The organism is Paracoccus seriniphilus (assembly GCF_028553745.1).
GTDB lineage: Bacteria > Pseudomonadota > Alphaproteobacteria > Rhodobacterales > Rhodobacteraceae > Paracoccus > Paracoccus seriniphilus.
Genome location: NZ_CP067129.1, coordinates 2,312,931 through 2,332,726, shown reverse-complemented (window position 1 = coordinate 2,332,726; position 19,796 = coordinate 2,312,931). Strand labels below are relative to the sequence as shown.

Here is a 19,796-nt window from a genome sequence, read left to right as displayed (position 1 = left end):
AGCATCCTCACGTGACTCTCGACTCAGGAACAAATGTCATGTCGCATGTTTTCCCCCGTCACTGCCACGCCCAATTGCCGACCGCTGTCGGGGGTGAGGGCATCTGGCTTATCGATTCCGAAGGCCGGCGCTATCTGGATGGCTCGGGCGGGGCGGCGGTCAGCTGCCTGGGGCATGGTGACGCCGAAGTTACCGAGGCGATCAAGGCGCAGCTGGACAAGCTGGCTTTTGCCCATACTGGGTTCCTCACCTCGGAACCTGCCGAGGCTTTGGCCGATTTGCTGATTGCCCATGCTCCGGGAGAGCTGGACCGGGTGTATTTCGTTTCCGGCGGGTCAGAGGCGACCGAGGCCGCCATCAAGCTGGCCCGGCAGTATTGGGTCGAAAAGGGTCAGCCAGAACGCTCGCGCCTGATTGCACGGCGTCAAAGCTATCACGGCAACACCATTGGCGCCCTGTCTGCCGGCGGCAATGAATGGCGCCGCCAGCAGTTCGGACCGCTGTTGCTGGATGTCAGCCATATCGATCCCTGTTACGAATATCGTGACCGGCAAGAGGGCGAAACACCCGAGGAATACGGTCTGCGCGCGGCCGAGGCGCTGCGCGAGGAAATCGAGCGCGTCGGTCCTGAAACGGTCATGGCCTTCATGGCCGAGCCGGTCGTGGGTGCGACGGCGGGCGCACTGGCACCTGCTCCGGGCTATTTCAAGCGAATCCGTGAGATCTGCGATGAATATGGCATCCTGCTGATCCTTGACGAGGTAATGTGCGGCATGGGGCGCACCGGCACATTGTTCGCCTGCGAGCAGGACGATGTTGCGCCCGACATCCTGTGTATCGCCAAAGGGCTGGGCGCGGGCTACCAGCCCATCGGTGCCATGCTGTGCAGTGCCGGCATCTATGACGCGATTGCCAAGGGGAGCGGATTCTTCCAGCACGGGCACACCTATATCGGGCATCCGGTCGCTACGGCTGCGGGGCTGGCTGTGCTGCGGGCGATCCTGGACCGGAACCTGCTGCCTCAGGTGCAAAGCCGTGGTGCGACATTGCAAAAGGCGCTGGAATCCCGCTTTGGTCAGCACCCCAATGTCGGAGATATCCGGGGCAGGGGGCTGTTTCGTGGAATTGAGCTTGTGGCCGACAGAGGGACCAAGGAACCCTTTGATCCCTCGCGTAAAATCGCGGCGAGACTGAAGAAGGCCGCCTTCGCGCATGGGCTGATCTGTTATCCGATGTCGGGCACCATCGACGGGCGGCGGGGTGATCACGTGCTGCTGGCACCGCCTTTCATCATTTCGGACGAGGAAATCACTCTGCTGGTCGACCGGCTTGATGCAGCGATGCAAGAGGTGCTTGGGCAGGGTTGATCCTCTGGGTTGAACCGGCGAATCCCGCCAGTCACCTGCGTTGCACGGGATTGCGTCGGCGCAGGTTGATTGTTCCTAAACCTCTGACATATAGGCAACATTACGAATTGATTGGTTTAGGGATTGCCAAACAAGGCTATCGCGTTACCGTGAGGTATAACCCGCGCATGAGCTGCGGGAAAAATTGTGATGCCAATTCCTGAATATCAATTCGTGAATGACATGGGAGAAACCTGCATGAGTAAGCTCAAACCGATCCTGCTGACGACGGCCTTTGCCCTTGGGGCCACCGCCGCCGCCGCGCAGGAAGAACGCTTCATTACCATCGGAACGGGCGGCCAGACCGGCGTTTATTATGTTGTCGGTCAGTCGATCTGCAGCCTGGTCAACCGCAAGACTTCGGAAACGGGAATCAAGTGCACCGCTCCGTCGACCGGCGGATCGATCGCCAATATCAACGCCATTCAGGCAGGTGACATGACGATGGGCGTTGCCCAGTCGGACTGGCAGTATCATGCCTATGAAGGCGATGTGCCGGAATTCGAGGGCGACAAGCATTTCGAAGACCTGCGCGCGGTATTCTCGGTGCATCCCGAGCCCTTTACCGTGGTTGCGCGGGCCGACGCCGGAATCAGCAGCTTCGAGGATCTCAAGGGCAAGCGCGTCAATGTCGGAAACCCCGGTTCGGGTCAGCGCGGCACGATGGAGGTCGTTCTGGACGCTCTGGGCTGGACCATGGACGACTTCTCGCTGGCCTCCGAGTTGAAGCCGGCGGAACAGTCCGCGGCATTGGGCGACAACAAGGTTGATGCGATCATCTATACCGTCGGTCACCCGAACGGTTCGATCCAGGAAGCGACCTCGACGGTCGATGCCCGGCTGGTCCCCGTCACCGGCGAAGCCATCGACAAGCTGGTTGACGACAATCCCTATTACGCCAAGGCGACCATTCCCGGTGGCATGTATTCCGGCAATGACGAGGATGTCGAAACTTTCGGCGTGAAGGCAACCTTCGTGACATCGGCGGATGTGGATGAGGACACCGTCTATCAGGTCGTGAAGACCGTGTTCGACAATTTCGACCGCTTCAAGGGTCTGCACCCGGCCTTTGCCAATCTTGATCCCCAGTCGATGGTGACCGAGGGCAACAGCGCGCCGCTGCATCCCGGCGCCGCGAAATACTACAAGGAACAAGGCTGGATCGAATAATCCGGTCGGTCATGGGGGCGGTCCGCAGGGCCGCCCTTCACCCGTAGAGCAACAAAGATAATGCCCATTCATGGGGGGTGACGTGATGAGTGAAGAAGACAAGAAGCACCAGAGCGGCAAGGATCAGTTTGAAGCCAGCGCCGTCGAGATGGGCGGGGCCGGACATGGCAACCTGTCTCAGTCCGAACTGGACGAACTGGTCGCATCTTCTGATACCGGAGCACGCACCCCGCCGGGCGCAGTCGGCAAGATCATCCTGATCGTGGCGCTGTGCTGGTCACTGTTCCAGCTTTGGATCGCTTCTCCGATTCCCTTCATGGTCGGTTTCGGGGTTCTGAACGATACCGAGACCCGCTCGATCCATCTCGCCTTTGCGCTGTTCCTGGCCTATATGGCCTATCCCGCCGAACGTTCGCCCTTTCAGATCGGGCTGAGCGTGGCGGTTCCGGTTCTCATGACCGTCATGTTCATGATGGGGGCCAAGACCGGCGTTCCAGTCTGGTGGGTGCCGCTGATCGGTGTCGTCGTCGTGGCCGCAATCCTGATGGGCAGTCCGAAAAACTGGGTGCCGCCATGGGAATGGGGGCTGGCGCTGGTCGCGGCGGCTTCGGCGCTCTATATCTACATCTTCTATGATTCAATCGGAACGCGCGTGGGCGCGCCGATCATGCAGGACTATGTGGTCTCGGTCATCGGGATCATGCTGCTGCTGGAAGCCACCCGTCGCAGCCTGGGGCCGGCGTTGATGATCGTCGCCAGCATCTTTCTGGTCTATACCTTCCTTGGCCCCTACATGCCGGACATCATTTCCCACAAGGGCAATTCACTGGCCGAGGTGGTGAATCACCAGTGGATCACCACCGAGGGCGTCTTCGGCATTGCCCTGGGCGTTTCGACCAGTTTCGTCTTTCTGTTCGTGCTGTTCGGCGCGCTTTTGGACAAGGCCGGGGCCGGGAACTACTTTATTCAGGTCGCCTTCTCGCTGATGGGCCACATGCGTGGCGGACCGGCGAAGGCGGCTGTTGTCAGCTCGGCCATGACCGGGCTGATTTCCGGCTCCTCGATTGCCAATGTGGTGACGACCGGGACCTTTACCATTCCGCTGATGAAGAAGGTCGGTTTCAGTTCCGAAAAGGCGGGCGCGGTAGAGGTTGCCAGTTCGGTCAACGGGCAGATCATGCCGCCGGTGATGGGGGCGGCCGCCTTCCTGATGGTCGAATATGTGGGCATCCCCTATTTCGACGTGGTCAAACATGCCTTCGTGCCTGCCACGATCAGCTATATCGCGCTGGTCTATATCGTCCATCTCGAGGCGATGAAGGCCAATATGCAGGGGCTGCCGCGTGCTTATGAGCCCGGACCGCTGATGCGCCGCATGATCGGTTTCCTGTTCGGTATCGTGATGGTCGGGGTACTGGCCTTCCTGCTGAAATTCACCATGGGCTGGATACGTCCCACCTTTGGCGCGTCGTCGATCTATGTCGTCTTTGCGCTTCTGACCGCAGCCTATGTCGGTCTGCTTTGGGTGGCATCGCGTGAAGAGCCGCTGGAGCTGGACGATCCGAACGAACCCGTCACCGCCTTGCCCCTGCCGGGACCGACGGTCCGCTCGGGGCTGCATTTCCTGCTGCCGGTGATCGTGCTGGTCTGGGCGCTGATGGTGGATCGGCTGTCGCCGGGGCTGTCGGCCTTCTGGGCGACCGCCTACATGATCTTTATCCTGCTGACGCAGCGGCCATTGATGGTCATGTTGCGGGGCGCGGACCGGACCGGAAATGACAATATTGGCGCGGCAATGCGCGCCGGTCTGGATGATCTGGTGGACGGGCTGATTTCCGGCGCGCGCAACATGATCGGCATCGGCATCGCCACGGCGACCGCAGGGATCATCGTCGGCGCGGTCAGTCAGACGGGCGTCGGCTCGGCCCTGGCCGATGTGGTCGAGGTCCTGTCGGGTGGCAACCTGATGGCGATCCTGTTGCTGACGGCTGTGCTGTCGCTGATTCTGGGGATGGGGCTGCCGACCACGGCGAACTATATCGTTGTCTCGGCCCTGCTTGCGCCTGTGATCGTCACCCTGGGTCAGCAGAACGGGCTGATCGTGCCGCTGATTGCCGTGCATCTGTTCGTCTTCTACTTCGGGATCATGGCGGATGTGACGCCCCCGGTCGGTCTGGCCTCCTTTGCCGCGGCCGCCGTGTCCGGCGGTGATCCGATCCGCACCGGTGTCGTGGCCTTCTTCTACAGCCTGCGCACCGCCGCCCTGCCGTTCCTGTTCATCTTCAACACGGATTTGTTGCTGATCAATGTGGACTGGATTCACGGGATATTCGTCTTCGTGACTGCCACCCTTGCGATGCTGCTTTTCGCGGCGGCGACACAGGGCTGGTTCATCGTGCGCAACAAGGTCTGGGAAAGCGTGCTTCTGCTGGGTGTGGCCTTTGCCATCTTCCGTCCCGGGTTCTTCATGGACATGGTCTATCCGCCCTATACCGATCTGCCGCCGGCACAATTCGCTCAGGCACTCGAGGATTCCGAGCCGGGTTCCCCGCTGCGTCTGCGCATTGCCGGCCTGAACGAGCTGGGTGATCCGATCGAATTCTCGGCCCTGCTGGAGGTGCCCGAGGGCGAGACCGGTGCCGATCGTCTGGCGGCATTGGGGATCGATACCATTCAGAATGGCGATGAGGTCATTATTGACAATGTTGCCTTTGACAGCCCGGCAAAGGCCGCTGGTCTGGATTGGGATCAGAAGGTGCTGCTGGTGCGTGCTCCGGCACCCGCTCCGTCAAAATATCTGATCTATATTCCCGCCATGCTGGTTCTGGCGTTCGTCATCTGGATGCAGCGGCGGCGTGCCGGACCCGGTGAGGGTTCGGCTCCCAAGACCAAGGAAGGGCTGAGCCATGCTTGACAGTGTTCTGCTACCCATCGACCTGCAACATGAAGAAAGCTGGAACAAGGCGCTGCCTCAGGCGCGTGATCTGCTGAAACCGGGCGGCACCTTGCATCTGCTGGGGATCGTGCCCGATATCGGCAGCTCGCTTGTCGCGACATTCCTGCCCAAGGGGTTCGAGGTCAAGGCGTTGCAGGACATGAAAGAGGCTCTTGCGGTTTTCGTAGACCGCGAGTTTCCGGCTGATGCCAGGGTCGAGATCCACGTCGGACATGGCCATGTCTCTGAAACGATCCTCAAGCAGGCTGCCGATCTGGGGGTGGACGCCATCGTCATGGCCAGCCACAAGCCGGACGAACTGCGCAGCCTGCTGGTCAGCAGTCACGCCCATTCGGTCGCGCGGCATTCGCCGGTATCAGTCATGATCGTGCGGTAAAGAAACTTCGCGCGGTGCTGCCATGGCCTCACCGCGCCCATTTGACGAAGGCCGCATGACCTCCGATATCCAGATTGCCCGTCAGGCACGGAAGAAGCCCATTCTTGAAGTCGCCGAGGGGCTGGGCCTGTCAGGCGAAGATATTCTGCCCTACGGGCATGACAAGGCCAAGATATCGCATGCGGCCGTGACGCGCGTCGGACAGCAGCCTTCGGGCCATCTGATCCTTGTGACTGCCATCAGTCCGACTCCTGCAGGAGAGGGCAAGACCACGACCACGGTCGGATTGGGCGATGCGCTGAACAGGATCGGCAAGCGCGCCACGATCTGTATCCGTGAAGCAAGTCTTGGCCCGAATTTCGGCATGAAAGGTGGTGCCGCCGGTGGCGGGCGGGCGCAGATCGTGCCGATGGAGGAAATGAATCTTCATTTCACCGGCGATTTCCATGCGATCACCTCGGCCCATAACCTTCTGGCGGCGATGATCGACAACCACATCTATTGGGGCAACCAGCTTGGGATCGATACACGCCGCATCAGCTGGCGCCGCGTCATGGACATGAATGACCGCGCCCTGCGCGACATGGTTGTCGGGCTGGGGGGCAGCACGAACGGTTTCCCGCGTCAAACCGGATTCGACATCACCGTGGCCTCGGAAGTGATGGCGATCCTGTGCCTTTCGCGCGATCTGGGCGATCTGCAAGACAGGTTGGGGCGGATCGTGATTGGCTATGACATGGAACGCCGGCCTGTGACTGCCGCCGATTTGCAGGCCGATGGTGCCATGACGGTGCTGCTGAAGGATGCCTTGCAGCCCAATCTGGTGCAGACGCTTGAAAACAATCCGGCGCTGGTGCACGGCGGGCCCTTTGCGAATATCGCGCATGGCTGCAACAGCGTCATCGCGACGCGCACGGCACTGGCGATGTCGGACTATGTGGTGACCGAAGCGGGCTTCGGCGCGGATCTGGGGGCCGAGAAATTCCTCGATATCAAATGCCGCCTGGCTGGTTTGACACCCTCGGCCGTTGTTCTGGTAGCCACAATCCGGGCGCTGAAGATGAACGGCGGTGTCGCCAAAGCCGATCTGGCACAGGAAGATGCGGCGTCCGTCAGGCGGGGCTGCGCCAATCTGGGCCGGCATATCGAAAACCTGCGCGCCTTCGGACTGCCGGTGGTGGTGGCGCTGAACCATTTTGATGCCGATCAGGAGTCCGAACTGTCGGAAGTTTCGCGTTTCTGCGCGATGCAGGGCGTCAAGATGATTGTCGCGCGCCACTGGGCCGAGGGCGGGGCAGGGGCCACCGATCTGGCGCGCGAGGTGGTGAATCTGGTCGAGCGAGGCGAGACCGGCTTTCAGACGCTTTATGGCGACGAGATCCCGCTATGGGACAAGATCGAAACGATTTGTCGACGGATCTATCGCGCCTCTGGCGTGGAACCGGCCCCGGGCGTTCAGGCACAACTGGAGGCATGGGAGAGAGCAGGTCACGGTCACATGCCGGTCTGCATCGCCAAGACCCAGTATTCCTTTTCCACCGATCCCGCGCGGCTGGGTGCGCCTGAAGATCATGTCGTGCCGGTTCGCGAGGTGCGGCTGAATGCCGGTGCGGGCTTTGTTGTCGCCATTTGCGGGGACATCATGACCATGCCGGGGCTGCCCCGAACTCCAGCAGCGGAAAACATCGGGCTGGATGGCAAGGGGCAGGTCGAAGGCCTGTTCTGACGGTCTCCGCCGGAAGGGGATCAGGCTGCGGCAGACAGAAGCGGTGCGGATTCGAAAATCTGCACCAGACGATTGAGCCGTTCCAAGTGCAGCACGGCATCGTCCGGTTCGGGGTCGCCGTCCTGTTCCAGCAACATCAGCGCCTGCCACGCCTGACGAAGCCCTTCGGTTTTCAGGGCCGAATCTGGTGGTTCTTGTGCGATTGCGGCCAGATTGCGACATTGAACATCGAAATCGACAGGCTCCTCCGAAGGTTGTTGGGGCGAGTTGAGTTGATAGGACAACTCGACCGGAGCCCCGCGCAGCCAACGCAGCATGTCCGCATACTCGCCTGTTTCCATTTCCGAGGGCCAGTTTCGGGCAAGGTTCAGTGTATGGCGCGCGTCACGCGCCGCATAGATGTCGCCGTAAAGTTCGCCCGCCAGGGACAGCACCTGGCGGCGATTCGGGGTGAATCCACGCAAGCCCAGTTGCGCAAACCAGTTTTCTCCGGTTGCACGGCTCAACCCGCAGGCCAGCTTCAATCTCAGGCCGCTGTTGGCCTTGTTCGCCCATGCCTTGCCATATCCTGCAATAGCCGCCGCATAGCTGGCCCGGCTGGTCGTGAAGGGCCGAATGGCGGAAAGATCTGGACGCGGCCCGCGCCACTTGCGCCAGGCCGTGAAATTCAGCACCGTCAACGCCATGAGGGTGGGCCATGTGCCCGCTTCAAGACCTTGATCCCGTGTCGAATATCCCGCCTTGCGCGGGAAGGATCCATCCGGACGCTGATGGGCAATGACATCGGCCAGCAGGTCGGAAATATCGTGATCCGGGTCGATGAGCCGCAAGCAATAGGCGATCTGGCACATGGCGCTCAGCCGCGAGTTTCGTGTCGCCCATTCCTTGAATTGGGTGAGCTTGGAAAAAAGTTCTCCGTAAACACGAGGGTGTGAGAACTTTGGTCGCGAGGCGCCAAACTGATAAACCTGCATGATCTGAAAAGCGAAGCGATCGACTATACTTTCGGTCAGGATTTCTGTCGGAACTGGCCGGCATAAATCGATCTCTATTTCCTTCAAAAGATCGCCACTTGCCTCGGCCCCTGCTGCCAGGCGGTCGACCGGCGCAACTCCGCGATCGCTGGCAATAGCGTGGACTGCCAATTGCCATACTGGCTCGTCACCGGCAATAATCCGCCCACCGATAATACAACCAATAGTTGTGTAATTGAAATTGCCTGCCAGATAGCGCTTTGCAGCATGCCGCACGATATCGCGCGAGAGGCGCCGCGAAACGATGTCCTCAAGAGGCGAAACATGGCCGCGCAGACCAGAAAGGACTGGGGCGATCCGCGCGATAAAGGACAAATGGGGGACAGCCGGATGGTCCGCGGGCAAGGGATCCGGGAGTTCAAGAACCTGTTTGCGCAACCATTCCAGCCCCCGCGTTGCCAGCAAGCGCATCAGTTGTTCATAAGAGGCGTCATATGGCATCAATACTCGTTCATTTTGGGGGCGCTGGGGCACAACGGAGATAGTGGGGGAAGTTCTGCCTCGCCGTGATTAAACTGTAATTTCGATAATCGCGTCTTTTCCGGGGAAATCAACTGTAAGCGGTGGAAAAATATTCCCAATTTTAGTTTGTCGATAGATTTTTAATATTTGTGCAGTTTTAATATCGGCCTTCACGACCTGCAACCCGACATCTGGGGACGGTTGGGCAATTGCGCAAGCAGCGCCGTCGCGCTACATCGCGGCAATGAGCAACCGTCCTGATCTTCCGCCCGAAATCGCCCGCCGCCGGACCTTTGCGATCATTTCGCATCCCGATGCCGGCAAGACGACACTGACCGAAAAATTCCTGCTGTATGGCGGGGCGATCCAGATGGCCGGACAGGTGAGGGCCAAGGGCGAGGCACGCCGCACGCGATCGGACTTCATGAAGATGGAGCAGGATCGCGGGATCTCGGTCTCGGCTTCGGCCATGTCCTTTGACTATGACGGGCATCGCTTCAATCTGGTCGATACGCCGGGCCACAGCGATTTTTCCGAAGACACCTATCGCACGCTGACCGCAGTGGATGCCGCCATCATGGTGATTGACGGTGCCAAGGGGGTGGAAAGCCAGACGCGCAAGCTGTTCGAGGTTTGCCGCCTGCGGGATTTGCCCATCCTGACCTTCTGTAACAAGATGGATCGGGAAAGCCGCGAAACTTTCGAGATCATCGATGAAATTCAGGAGAACCTGGCCATCGACGTGGCGCCGGCCAGCTGGCCCATCGGGGTCGGTCGTGATTTCATCGGCTGCTATGACATGCTGAACGACCGGCTGGAACTGATGGATCGCGCAGACCGCAACAAGGTGGCCGAGTCGATCCAGATCGAAGGTCTGGATGATCCAAAGCTGGCTGAACATGTGCCCGAGCATCTGCTGGAGAAGCTTTGCGAAGAAGTCGAGATGGCGCGCGAACTGTTGCCGACCTTCGACCGCCAGTCCTTCCTTGAAGGTCACCTGACCCCGATCTGGTTCGGCAGCGCGATCAACAGCTTTGGCGTGCGCGAACTGATGAACGGAATCCGCAACTATGGCCCACCGCCGCAGCCGCAGAACACCGCCAGCCGTGAAATCGCGCCCGAAGAAAAGCCGGTGACGGGTTTCGTCTTCAAGGTTCAGGCCAACATGGACCCCAAGCACCGCGACAGGGTTGCCTTCATGCGTCTGGCCAGCGGTCATTTCGCGCGCGGGATGAAGCTGACGCATGTGCGGACGAAAAAGCCCATGGCGGTCAGCAATCCCGTGCTGTTCCTTGCCGCGGACCGGGAACTGGCCGAAGAGGCCTGGGCTGGCGACATCATCGGCATCCCCAACCACGGACAGCTTCGTATCGGTGATGCGCTGACCGAGGGTGAGGCGCTGCGCTTTACCGGCATTCCGTCGTTTGCGCCGGAATTGCTGCAATCCGTGCGTGCCACGGACCCGATGAAGGCCAAGCATCTGGAAAAGGCGCTGATGCAATTTGCCGAAGAAGGCGCGGCCAAGGTCTTCAAGCCGTTGATCGGTTCGGGCTTTATCGTCGGGGTGGTCGGTGCCCTGCAGTTCGAGGTGCTGGCCAGCCGGATCGAGATGGAATACGGCATCCCGGTGCGCTTCGAGGGGTCACAGTTCACCAGCGCCAGATGGGTGACCGGGCCCAAGGATGATGTCGATGCCTTTGCCAATGCCAACAAGGGCCACATGGCGCAGGACCATGACGGGGATGTCGTCTATCTGACCCGGCTGCAATGGGATATCGATCGCATCGAACGCGATCACCCCAGCCTGAAACTGACGGCGACCAAGGAAATGATGATCTGACGGTTGGCTTCTCCCTCGGGATGATCCCGAGGGAGAAGGTCTTACGCGATCTCGGCGTCCATGGTGACTTCTGCATTCAGCAGTTTCGAGATCGGACATCCGGCCTTGGCCTTTGCCGCGATGTCGAGGATTTTCTTCTCGTCGCCCTCAGCGCTGATGCGGGTGACAAGATGCGCGGTCTTGATGGTGAAGCCGCCGTCCTCCTGATCCAGGGCAATGCGGGATTTCGTGTCGATGCTGACGCCCGTGATGCCTTCATGTTCAAGCATCATGGCCAGTGCCATCGAGAAACAAGAGGCATGCGCCGCGCCGACCAGTTCCTCGGGATTGGTGCCGGGTGTGTCTTCGAAACGGGTGTTGAACCCATAGGGCAGATCTTCCAGCGCGCCGGATTGGGTTGCAACCGTTCCGCCGCCATCCTTCAGGCCGCCATTCCATTTCGCCATGCCGGTGCGGGTGCGGGTGATCATGATGGCTCTCCTTTGCTTGTCCAGCCCGTCAACGCAGATCCGGACCCGAGAGTTCGCCGGCACGGCAAAAAGATATCAGCGCGGGAACAGGCGATGTTCCTCGGAAATCGCATAGCGGTCGGTCATCCCGGCAACGTAGTCCAGAACGACACGCGCACGCTGGGTTTCATCCGCGGCCTGTTCGGCGGCTATGCGCCAGCCATCGGGCAGTTGCGTCGGATCGTTCAGGAACAGGGGGAACATCCGGTTCAGGATATCAGTGACGCGAACGCGCTCATCCACCACGGAGGGGGCGCGATACATCCGCGTGAACAGGAAGGATTTGATCGCCTTGATGTTCTGATACAGCGGCTTGGAAAACCGGATGATCGGCCCGTCCATATCACGGATCTCCTGCGCTGATTGCGGCTGCAGTCCGGCCAGCCGGTTCTGGGCGACGGCGATGACATCTTCGACCATGACGCCAAAGACACGCCGCAGCGCCTCGTGGCGTCGCCGCATCGGGGCCAGGCCGGGGTGCAGCTTGTCCACCTCGGCAAAGGCCGTGCCGATCACCGGCAGTTCGGAAAGCTCTTCTTCGGTGAACAATTCGGCGCGCAGCCCGTCATGCAGGTCATGGTGGTTATAGGCCACGTCGTCGGCCACGGCGGCAACCTGGGCCTCGGCGCTGGCATTGGTATGCAGCTCGAGATCCCATGCGGCGTTCACCTCGGCCAGGGCATAGGGCAATTCGCCGGTGACGGGGCCATTATGCTTGGCAATGCCTTCCAGGGCTTCCCATGTCAGGTTGAGCCCGTCGAAATCGGCGTAATGGCGTTCAAGCCGGGTCACGATCCGCAACGCCTGTGCATTGTGGTCAAAGCCGCCATAGGGTGCCATCAGCGCCGCCAGCGCGTCCTCGCCGGTATGGCCAAAGGGGGGATGGCCCAGATCATGGGCCAGCGCCACGGTCTCGGCCAGATCGGTGTTCAGCCCCAGCGCCCCGGCGATGGTCCGGGCGACCTGCGCGACCTCGATCGTATGCGTCAGGCGGGTGCGGAAATAATCGCCGCGATAGGCATCGCCGTCATGTTCGACGAAGACCTGTGTCTTGTGCTTGAGGCGGCGAAAGGCAGATGAATGGATGATCCGATCCCGGTCACGTTGCCAGGGCGATCTGAAGGTGGACATCCGTTCGGGCCACAGACGGCCGCGGCTGTCTTCGGGGTGGCAGGCATAGGGCGCGGTGGACACGATGCGGGGCCTTCCTTGCGAGTGATGCCTGTGAACCCTATATTCTGGGTCAACGGACGAAAACGGGAACGCCCCATGAACTTGCCACCGAAAGTCACTGATCGCGCCTTTGCGCGTCTGGCCGAAATCAATGAAAATGGCGCCGGCCGCCCTCTGCGGGTTGCCGTGGCTGGCGGCGGATGCTCCGGATTCCAATATGAGATCCGGCTGGATGATGTCGCCGAGGATGACCTTGTGCTGGAAAGCGGCGGCCAGAAGGTCGTCGTCGATCCGGTCTCGCTGCCCTATCTGGCGGGCGCGGTGATCGATTTTACCGATGAGTTGATTGGCGCGCGCTTTGTGATCGACAATCCGAATGCATCCTCAAGTTGTGGTTGCGGAACGTCATTCTCGATGTAGTCGAACAAGGCTGCGGATTTGGCGATACTGCTGACAGAACAGGTTCCCGGAATCGAAAAAGCTGCTAGGTTTCAAACCTTGAGTGTCAGTTTTTCGGTTTCATCACATGTCGATATCGTCAATCCTACGTCAGAAGTCTTCGTCAACTGCGCGGCCCCCGCCCCTGACAGGTGACCTTGAACTTTTGACCACGATCCGCTTCTTCGCGGCCTTGTGGGTGTTTTCCTTCCATTTCTGGAGTTGGCTGGGCCTGCCCGACACGGGGTTGTGGCGGGCGGCCGGATCGGGCGCCCGAGGCGTCGACCTTTTCTTCGTGCTGTCTGGATTCGTGATCTTTCACGTCTATGGTCAGAGCGGGACCGGGCGCGATTTCAATTTCGCCAAGTTCATGTGGCGGCGCTTTGCGCGGGTCTACCCCCTTCATTTCGTCCTGTTGCTGGTCTGGCTGGTCTTTCTGGTCGGCCTTGCGCGTATCGGAGTCCAGTTGGAAAGATCGGTGACGCTCTGGGATCTGGTGGCCTCTGTGCTGTTGATCCAGTCATGGCATGTGACCGACGGGTTGCTGCTGAACGGTGTGGCATGGTCGGTTTCGGCAGAAATGACCGCCTATCTGTCCTTTGGCCTGCTGATGAGCGTCTCGCGCGTTCCGCCGGGTTGGAAATTCTGGTCCGTCGCGCTGGCCACGACCGCCATCGTCGCGCATCTGGTCGCGCGCAGTGAGGGTTATCCCGGCTTCATGCATCCCACATGGGATTTTGGCGCGCTGCGCATCCTGCCCAGTTTCGCCCTTGGGGTTCTGACGCGAATGGTGGCCGATCATGTCGGAACGCGCGGCGCGTCGATCGTGGGCGGCATTGCACTGATAGGACTGTTTTTCGTCGTGCAGAACCCGGATGCGGGCTATGTGCTGTTGCCGCTTTTCGCCGGGCTTATCCTGGCGGCGGCGCGGCTGTCGCACCATCTGGGCCGCATGCCCGGGGTCAATTTGTTTGTCTATCTGGGCGAGATTTCCTATTCGACCTATATGGTCCATACGCTGATCCTGCTGATCTATTCCAATGCCGGTCCGCGCATTTTCGGGTTCTGGGACAGGGTGCCAATGACCTTGCACGCGATCATCGTCTTCCTGATCATTCTGGCCGCATCCTCGGTGAGCTACCATCTGATTGAAAAACCCGCGCGGAACTGGTTGAACCGCAGATGGTCCCGCCGCGAAACCGCGAGGGCTGCAAGCGAGGGGACGATATGAAGATTGCCAGCTTCAACATCAATGGAATCAAGGCCCGGATCGAGGCGCTGACAAACTGGCTGGCCGGGGCCGATGTCGATGTCGTCGTGCTGCAGGAAATCAAATCCGTGGACGAAGGTTTCCCGCGCGAGCATTTCTCGGACCTGGGCTGGAATGTCGAGACCCATGGACAAAAGGGCTTCAACGGCGTCGCGATCCTGTCGCGCCTGCCGCTGGAGGATGTCTCGCGTGGTCTGCCCGGCGACGACAGCGATGAACAGGCCCGCTATATCGAGGCCACCGTGGTCGGTGATCAGGCCGTGCGGCTTGCCGGGCTGTATCTGCCCAATGGCAACCCGGTGCCGGGCCCGAAATATGATTACAAGCTGGCCTGGATGGAGCGTTTGCGCCACCGGGCAGCCGAGCTTCTGGCGCTGGAAATGCCCGTGGTGATGCTGGGCGACTACAATGTCATTCCCGAGGCGCGCGATGCCGCCAAGCCAGAGAAATGGGTCGATGACGCCTTGTTCCTGCCGCAAAGCAGGGCGGCGCTGCGGGCGATTCAATGGCAGGGCTGGACCGATGCAATCCGGATTCGCGATCCCTGGGCGCAGCGCGGTCCCTTTACCTTCTGGGATTATCAGGCCGGGGCATGGAACCGCGATGACGGCATCCGCATCGACCATCTGCTGCTGTCGCCGCAGGCTGCGGACCTGATGGTTGAAACCGGCATCGACCGAGAGGCCCGCGCCGGCGAGAAACCCAGCGATCACGTGCCGGTCTGGGTGCGACTGGCAGCCTGACCCCTGCGGCTGACGGTCTCGTGACAGGGCGTGAGGCCGTTGATGATCGACCCCGGGCCAAATCTTTGCGACAAGCGGGACATGATATTCTTGCGAACCCTTGTCCTGTGGGCTGCGATGGCCCTGATTCTGCCTTGGGGGGCCTTTGCGGGCGGCCACGGGGCTGACGGGTTCGCAGCGCGCTCTATGGCGGTCGTCCAGCAGTCCAGCGCATCCACCGGTGATCAGGCAGTGCCTGCCCCGGAACTGCGTGCGAAACGCGGCTGTCATGGTCCTGCGATGGTGGGGTCGCCCTGTCAGCCGGACAGCGTCTTGCTGCCGATCTCGGTTGGGCTGACGGATCTGCCCACGGGCCTGCGCCTCTGGCCGGCAGAAGCAATTCGGCGCGACGGCCGGGCGGTGCTGGCGATACTTGATCCTCCCAAGCCTGTCTGACGACCGAGACCCGACCGCCCCGCGCGGTCATTCCCCACAGTCAGACCATCCAGGATTTCCAATATGAAAAGACGAGTATTCCTGACCGCTGCGTCAGCCGCCGCCTTGGCCGCATGTGCCAAGCCCCAGCCCGAACCGCAACCGTTGGAAGGACATGAGATTCCGCTCTTGCCGGCGCGATATGGGGCGATCACCGACGAGCCCTATCCGGTCCCCGCGGTCCCTGAAGGCGTGGTTCCGCCGGAATTGCTGCGCCAGGAGGTCGATAATCCCTTCCCCAGCTATGAAGCGGGCACCGTGGTGGTCGATCCCGATCGGGCATTGCTGCATCTGATTCTGGAAGAGGGCCGTGCCCTGCGCTATGGCGTCGGAGTGGGTGCGGCAGGCTTTGGCTGGGACGGTGACGCCGTCATGCAATACAAGCGCAAATGGCCGCGCTGGACGCCTCCGGATGAAATGGTTGCGCGCCGTCCCGACCTGGAACCCTATTCGATTGCCAATGGCGGCATGGACCCCGGTCCGGGCAACCCTCTGGGGGCAAGGGCGCTGTATCTGTTCCAGAATGGCGAGGACACTCTGTATCGGATTCACGGTGCCTGCGAACCTCAATATCTGGGGCAGGCCGTATCCTCGGGCTGTATCCGCCTGCTGGATCAGGACGCCATCGATCTTTACGACCGTGTCGAACATGGCGCGCGGGTCGTGGTGCTGAAATCGCTGTGGAAAAACGGCGCGCGCGGTCTGTTCTGACCTGCGGCACAGGGTCGGGGCGCGCGGTGGCGCGCCCTAGATCACCAGAACGCCTGAATGTTCGGTCATATGGTCCGGCTCGACATGGATGGTGATCTCGGCATCTGGGAGTATGGCCAGGATCGAATGCTCGATCCGGTCGCAGATCGCATGGGCGGCATTGACCGTCGTCTCGCCATCCACGACCAGATGAAACTCGATGAAGGACACCTTGCCGGCGTGTCGGGTGCGCAGGTCATGAACCTCGATGGCACCGAATGCCTGATCCGTGATGATGGCGCGAATCTGCGCCAGCTCGGCTTCGGGGACGGCTTCATCCATCAGGCTGCTCAGCGAGGCTGCGGTCACCTTCCAGCCTGACCACAGGATATGCAGGCCCACGATCGCGGCCAGCAAGGGGTCCAGGACTGCCCAGCCGGTCACAATGGCCAGGCAGACCCCGGCAAGAACGCCAAGCGATGAAAACACGTCGGTCAGCAGATGTTTGCCATCCGCCACCAGCGCGGGCGAGGCAAGCTGGCGTCCCCGCGAAATCAGGACCCAGCACCAGAGACCGTTGATCAGCCCCGCCAGTGCATTGACCGCCAGGCCGGGAAAGGGCGCGTTCAGGGCCGGGGGGGCGAAAAATCCCTTCCAGGCCTCGTGCATGATCAGCAGCGCGGCGAGAATGATCATCACGCCCTCAAGCACGGCACTGAAGAATTCGGCCTTGTGATGGCCGTAGGGGTGGCCCTCATCCGCGGGGCGGGCGGCGACCCGAATGGCGATCAGCGCAGCAATCGCCGTGGCAACATTCACGGTGCTTTCCAGCGCATCGGACAGCAGGGCAACGGAATCAGTCAGCCGCCACGCGGCAAGCTTCAGCAGCAGAACCACCACTCCGACAGCGATACTGCCGGATGCAATTTTCAAAGTGCTGTTCATCTGCCGCACCGCCATGGCGCCGCCCGGTCTGGCGACAGGGCGGATGTGCCAGATCGCGTGCCCTGTCTCAACCCGCTTGTGCCGGACAGGACGTACATCGGCGCCTAGTGGCGCCTCAGCGGCGGATCATTCGTCATCCGAATCATTGCCGTCATCGCCGAAGCGCGCGTCATCGTCATATTCGTCCTCGCCCTCGTTCACATATTTGGAACTGAGCGCGATGGAATGATTGTCGTGGATCGGGTCCATGACGATATCTGCGGGAATTTCTCCGGTCAGCCATTCACGCAATTCATCGCGGATCTCGACGGGCTCCTGTCCGGTCGCTTCGGCCAGATAGGCGATAAAGGCCTTCTGGTCGCCGTCGATCTCGTCCAGTTCCGCCTCATCGGCCTCGGGCCATTTCTCCTGGATGGCCTCATAGAAGGCCGACCAGTTCTCCTGTACGTGATGCCATTTCATTTAGTACCCTCCGGGAAGCCCCTGCTGGAACCATTGGGCTGTGCCGGTGATATCCTCGCCGACGCCGGCGATGGTATTGCATCCAGCAAGCAACGCACAGGCTAGCATGATTTTTGCGACTGCTCTCATTCTTTCGCCTCCTGCCACCAGACCTCGGGCATGAATCCGGGCCAGTCACCATAAATTGGAGTCTGTTCAGGATATTCAAGCCAGGTCGAATGAGCCAGCCTTGAGACTGGCGAGAAATTGACCGGAATCACATAGCGCCCCGCTGTCAGCACCCGGTCCAGCGCCCTGGTCGCGGCATTGAACTGTTCGGGAGATTTCGCCTCCAGCATTTCGGCAATCATCGCCTCGGCCACCGGATCGTTCATCCCCATCCAGTTCCGGCTGCCCGGCAGGGTCACGCCATCATGGCCCCAATACAGCAATTGCTCGTTCCCGGGCGACAGCGACAGCGCGCGTTCATACCAGGTCATGCCGAAATCGTAATTGTTGGTGCGCTGCACATATTGTGCCGAATCCAGCAATGTGACCGTCGGTGTAATGCCAAGATTTTTCAGCGCCTCCAGATAGATGTCGACGATCTGCTGAGTCTCGGACGCGCTGCGCATCGAGGAACCGGACTGGTTCAGCAGGATCTCGAAGCTGAAATCGCGTCCATCGGCATTCTTCAGCGCGCCGTCCTGTACGGTCCAGCCGGCCTCTTCCAGCAGTTTCAGCGCGCGGCGCAGGCCCTGACGATCAAAGGGGCGGTCACTGCCCTCGGGCAGGGTATAGCCCTCCAGCGTGCCCGGCAGCAGATCCGCGGCAAAGGGTTCCAGCAGGTCGCGCACCCGCCCCTCGGCCGGGCCGGGATGCATGGCCAGGACCGAGTTGGAGAAATAGGATGTGATGCGCGGGTCCAGTCCACCGTTCAGCGTCTTGTTGATGAACTGGAAATTGAAGGCTTCGATCATCGCCTGACGGACGCGCCAGTCGCGAAACACAGGATTTCGCGTGTTCATGACCAGCCCCATGATGCCCGAGGGGCGTTCGTTCCTGATTTCCGATTTCGTGACTTCGCCCTGCGTCATCAGCGGGAAATCATATTCGGAGGCCCATTTCTGGGCGGAAAGCTCGCGCCAGACATTGACCTCGCCGGCCTTGAAGGCCTCGAACATGGCATTCGCATCACCGAAATAGTCATATCGGATCTCGTCGAAATTGTTCAGCCCGCGATTGATCGGCAGGTCACGCCCCCAATAGGCCGGATTGCGACGAAAGGTGATCGAGCGGCCGGGATCGACCTTGTCGATCACATAGGGCCCCGAGCCGATCGGCGGTTCCAGCCCCGACTGCGCAAAGTCCTGTCCCTCCCATTGGGCCTTTTTCAGGATCGGGCGCATCCCCATCAGCATCGCCAGTTCTCGATCCTGTTCCTTGAAGGTAAAGCGGACGCTGCGATCCGAGGTCTTTTCCATCTTGGCAACCTTTGACCATACGGCCAGATAGCGGGGGTGCCCGACAGTTCCCAGGGTCTTGTAGGACCACATGACGTCTTCGATCGTCACCGGCGAGCCATCGGAAAAACGGGCCTCGGGACGCAACGTAAATTCGACCCATGTCCTGTCGGGATCGGTTTCGACCGACTCGGCCAGCAGACCATAGAGCGTGAAGGGTTCGTCGATGGACCGGAACATCAGCGATTCGACGACATGCACCCCCACGCCCCATGCCGCGTTTCCCTTGAGGATCCATGGTTTCAGCGAATCGAATCCCCCGGGTTCGGCAAGGCGAATCGTGCCGCCTTTCGGAGCATCGGGATTGGCATAGGGGAGATGTGTGAAACCTGCAGGAAGCGCTGGTTTTCCATACATTGCAATACCATGCGCAGGCTCTGCAAGGCTTGCCAGAGGCATTGATGCAACACTGCCGGACAGCGCCAGGAAAAGGATCAGGGCGTATCTGGTCGCGTATTTGTTAATAATTGTTAAGAATCGCATCACAGCTCGCCTCGACTTTTCTTGTTTGATCGCGATTTCAACAGGCTTGCCCGTCAAGCGTCAATGCGACGGTGAACTTCATTGTTGGACTCGGGCGTCGAGTCGCGTATAAATAACTCACTGCTCGATAGGTTTCT

17 protein-coding genes are annotated in these 19,796 nt (G+C 60.5%); 11 read left to right on the top strand and 6 right to left on the bottom strand.

Going from position 1 to position 19,796, the window contains the following annotated elements:
- The first annotated feature begins 38 nt into the window (after positions 1-38).
- The 5 genes from JHW44_RS11375 (at position 39) to JHW44_RS11355 (ending at position 7,634) form a co-directional block, all read left to right on the top strand.
- Positions 39-1,367: an aspartate aminotransferase family protein gene (locus tag JHW44_RS11375; protein WP_089342781.1), complete on the top strand. Its 1,329-nt coding sequence runs from the start codon at positions 39-41 to the stop codon at positions 1,365-1,367.
- A 237-nt stretch (positions 1,368-1,604) separates the two neighbouring features.
- Complete coding sequence (locus JHW44_RS11370) at positions 1,605-2,576, top strand: TAXI family TRAP transporter solute-binding subunit (RefSeq protein ID WP_089342881.1); 972 nt, start codon at positions 1,605-1,607, stop codon at positions 2,574-2,576.
- Positions 2,577-2,661: 85 nt separating this feature from the next.
- Complete coding sequence (locus JHW44_RS11365; RefSeq protein ID WP_218822528.1) at positions 2,662-5,490, top strand: TRAP transporter permease; 2,829 nt, start codon at positions 2,662-2,664, stop codon at positions 5,488-5,490.
- Positions 5,483-5,908: a universal stress protein gene (locus JHW44_RS11360; protein ID WP_089342782.1), complete on the top strand. Its 426-nt coding sequence runs from the start codon at positions 5,483-5,485 to the stop codon at positions 5,906-5,908. The genes JHW44_RS11365 and JHW44_RS11360 overlap by 8 nt, the downstream gene beginning before the upstream one ends.
- 55 nt (positions 5,909-5,963) lie before the next feature.
- Positions 5,964-7,634: a formate--tetrahydrofolate ligase gene (locus JHW44_RS11355; RefSeq protein ID WP_089342883.1), complete on the top strand. Its 1,671-nt coding sequence runs from the start codon at positions 5,964-5,966 to the stop codon at positions 7,632-7,634.
- 20 nt (positions 7,635-7,654) lie between these two features.
- On the opposite strand, the gene JHW44_RS11350 is transcribed toward JHW44_RS11355, so the two are convergent.
- Positions 7,655-9,109 carry a hypothetical protein gene (locus JHW44_RS11350; protein WP_089342783.1) on the bottom strand — a complete coding sequence of 485 codons (1,455 nt, stop codon included), beginning with the start codon at positions 9,107-9,109 and terminating at the stop codon, positions 7,655-7,657.
- Positions 9,110-9,374: 265 nt separating this feature from the next.
- On the opposite strand from JHW44_RS11350, the gene JHW44_RS11345 reads away from it, so the two are divergent.
- Positions 9,375-10,970, top strand: a complete 1,596-nt coding sequence (locus tag JHW44_RS11345) for a peptide chain release factor 3 (protein ID WP_179217610.1) — start codon at positions 9,375-9,377, stop codon at positions 10,968-10,970.
- Between the two features lie 41 nt (positions 10,971-11,011).
- On the opposite strand, the gene JHW44_RS11340 is transcribed toward JHW44_RS11345, so the two are convergent.
- A complete protein-coding gene (locus tag JHW44_RS11340; protein ID WP_089342785.1) occupies positions 11,012-11,440 on the bottom strand; it encodes an OsmC family protein in 429 nt (142 codons plus the stop codon).
- Between the two features lie 75 nt (positions 11,441-11,515).
- Positions 11,516-12,673, bottom strand: a complete 1,158-nt coding sequence (locus tag JHW44_RS11335) for a deoxyguanosinetriphosphate triphosphohydrolase (protein WP_089342786.1) — start codon at positions 12,671-12,673, stop codon at positions 11,516-11,518.
- A 75-nt stretch (positions 12,674-12,748) separates the two neighbouring features.
- On the opposite strand from JHW44_RS11335, the gene JHW44_RS11330 reads away from it, so the two are divergent.
- The 5 genes from JHW44_RS11330 to JHW44_RS11310 all read left to right on the top strand — a co-directional run bounded on the left by JHW44_RS11330 (position 12,749) and on the right by JHW44_RS11310 (position 16,288).
- The gene (locus JHW44_RS11330) at positions 12,749-13,072 is read left to right on the top strand and encodes a HesB/IscA family protein (RefSeq protein ID WP_089342787.1); all 324 of its coding nucleotides are present in this window, start codon (positions 12,749-12,751) and stop codon (positions 13,070-13,072) included.
- 184 nt (positions 13,073-13,256) lie between these two features.
- Positions 13,257-14,321 carry an acyltransferase family protein gene (locus tag JHW44_RS11325; protein WP_179217611.1) on the top strand — a complete coding sequence of 355 codons (1,065 nt, stop codon included), beginning with the start codon at positions 13,257-13,259 and terminating at the stop codon, positions 14,319-14,321.
- A complete protein-coding gene (gene xth / locus JHW44_RS11320) occupies positions 14,318-15,103 on the top strand; it encodes an exodeoxyribonuclease III (protein ID WP_089342789.1) in 786 nt (261 codons plus the stop codon). The genes JHW44_RS11325 and xth overlap by 4 nt, the downstream gene beginning before the upstream one ends.
- A gap of 117 nt (positions 15,104-15,220) precedes the next feature.
- A complete protein-coding gene (locus JHW44_RS11315) occupies positions 15,221-15,538 on the top strand; it encodes a hypothetical protein (protein WP_143811424.1) in 318 nt (105 codons plus the stop codon).
- A gap of 63 nt (positions 15,539-15,601) precedes the next feature.
- Positions 15,602-16,288, top strand: coding sequence for a L,D-transpeptidase (locus tag JHW44_RS11310; protein ID WP_089342791.1), 687 nt, complete (start codon positions 15,602-15,604; stop codon positions 16,286-16,288).
- A 36-nt stretch (positions 16,289-16,324) separates the two neighbouring features.
- Here JHW44_RS11310 and JHW44_RS11305 read toward each other — a convergent pair whose 3' ends face one another.
- The 3 genes from JHW44_RS11305 to JHW44_RS11295 all read right to left on the bottom strand — a co-directional run bounded on the left by JHW44_RS11305 (position 16,325) and on the right by JHW44_RS11295 (position 19,659).
- Entirely contained in the window at positions 16,325-17,212 is an 888-nt protein-coding gene (locus JHW44_RS11305; RefSeq protein ID WP_089342884.1) for a cation diffusion facilitator family transporter, read from the bottom strand.
- Positions 17,213-17,338: 126 nt separating this feature from the next.
- Positions 17,339-17,674, bottom strand: a complete 336-nt coding sequence (locus JHW44_RS11300; protein ID WP_089342792.1) for a hypothetical protein — start codon at positions 17,672-17,674, stop codon at positions 17,339-17,341.
- Between the two features lie 125 nt (positions 17,675-17,799).
- Complete coding sequence (locus JHW44_RS11295) at positions 17,800-19,659, bottom strand: extracellular solute-binding protein (protein WP_089342793.1); 1,860 nt, start codon at positions 19,657-19,659, stop codon at positions 17,800-17,802.
- Positions 19,660-19,796: the final 137 nt, after the last annotated feature.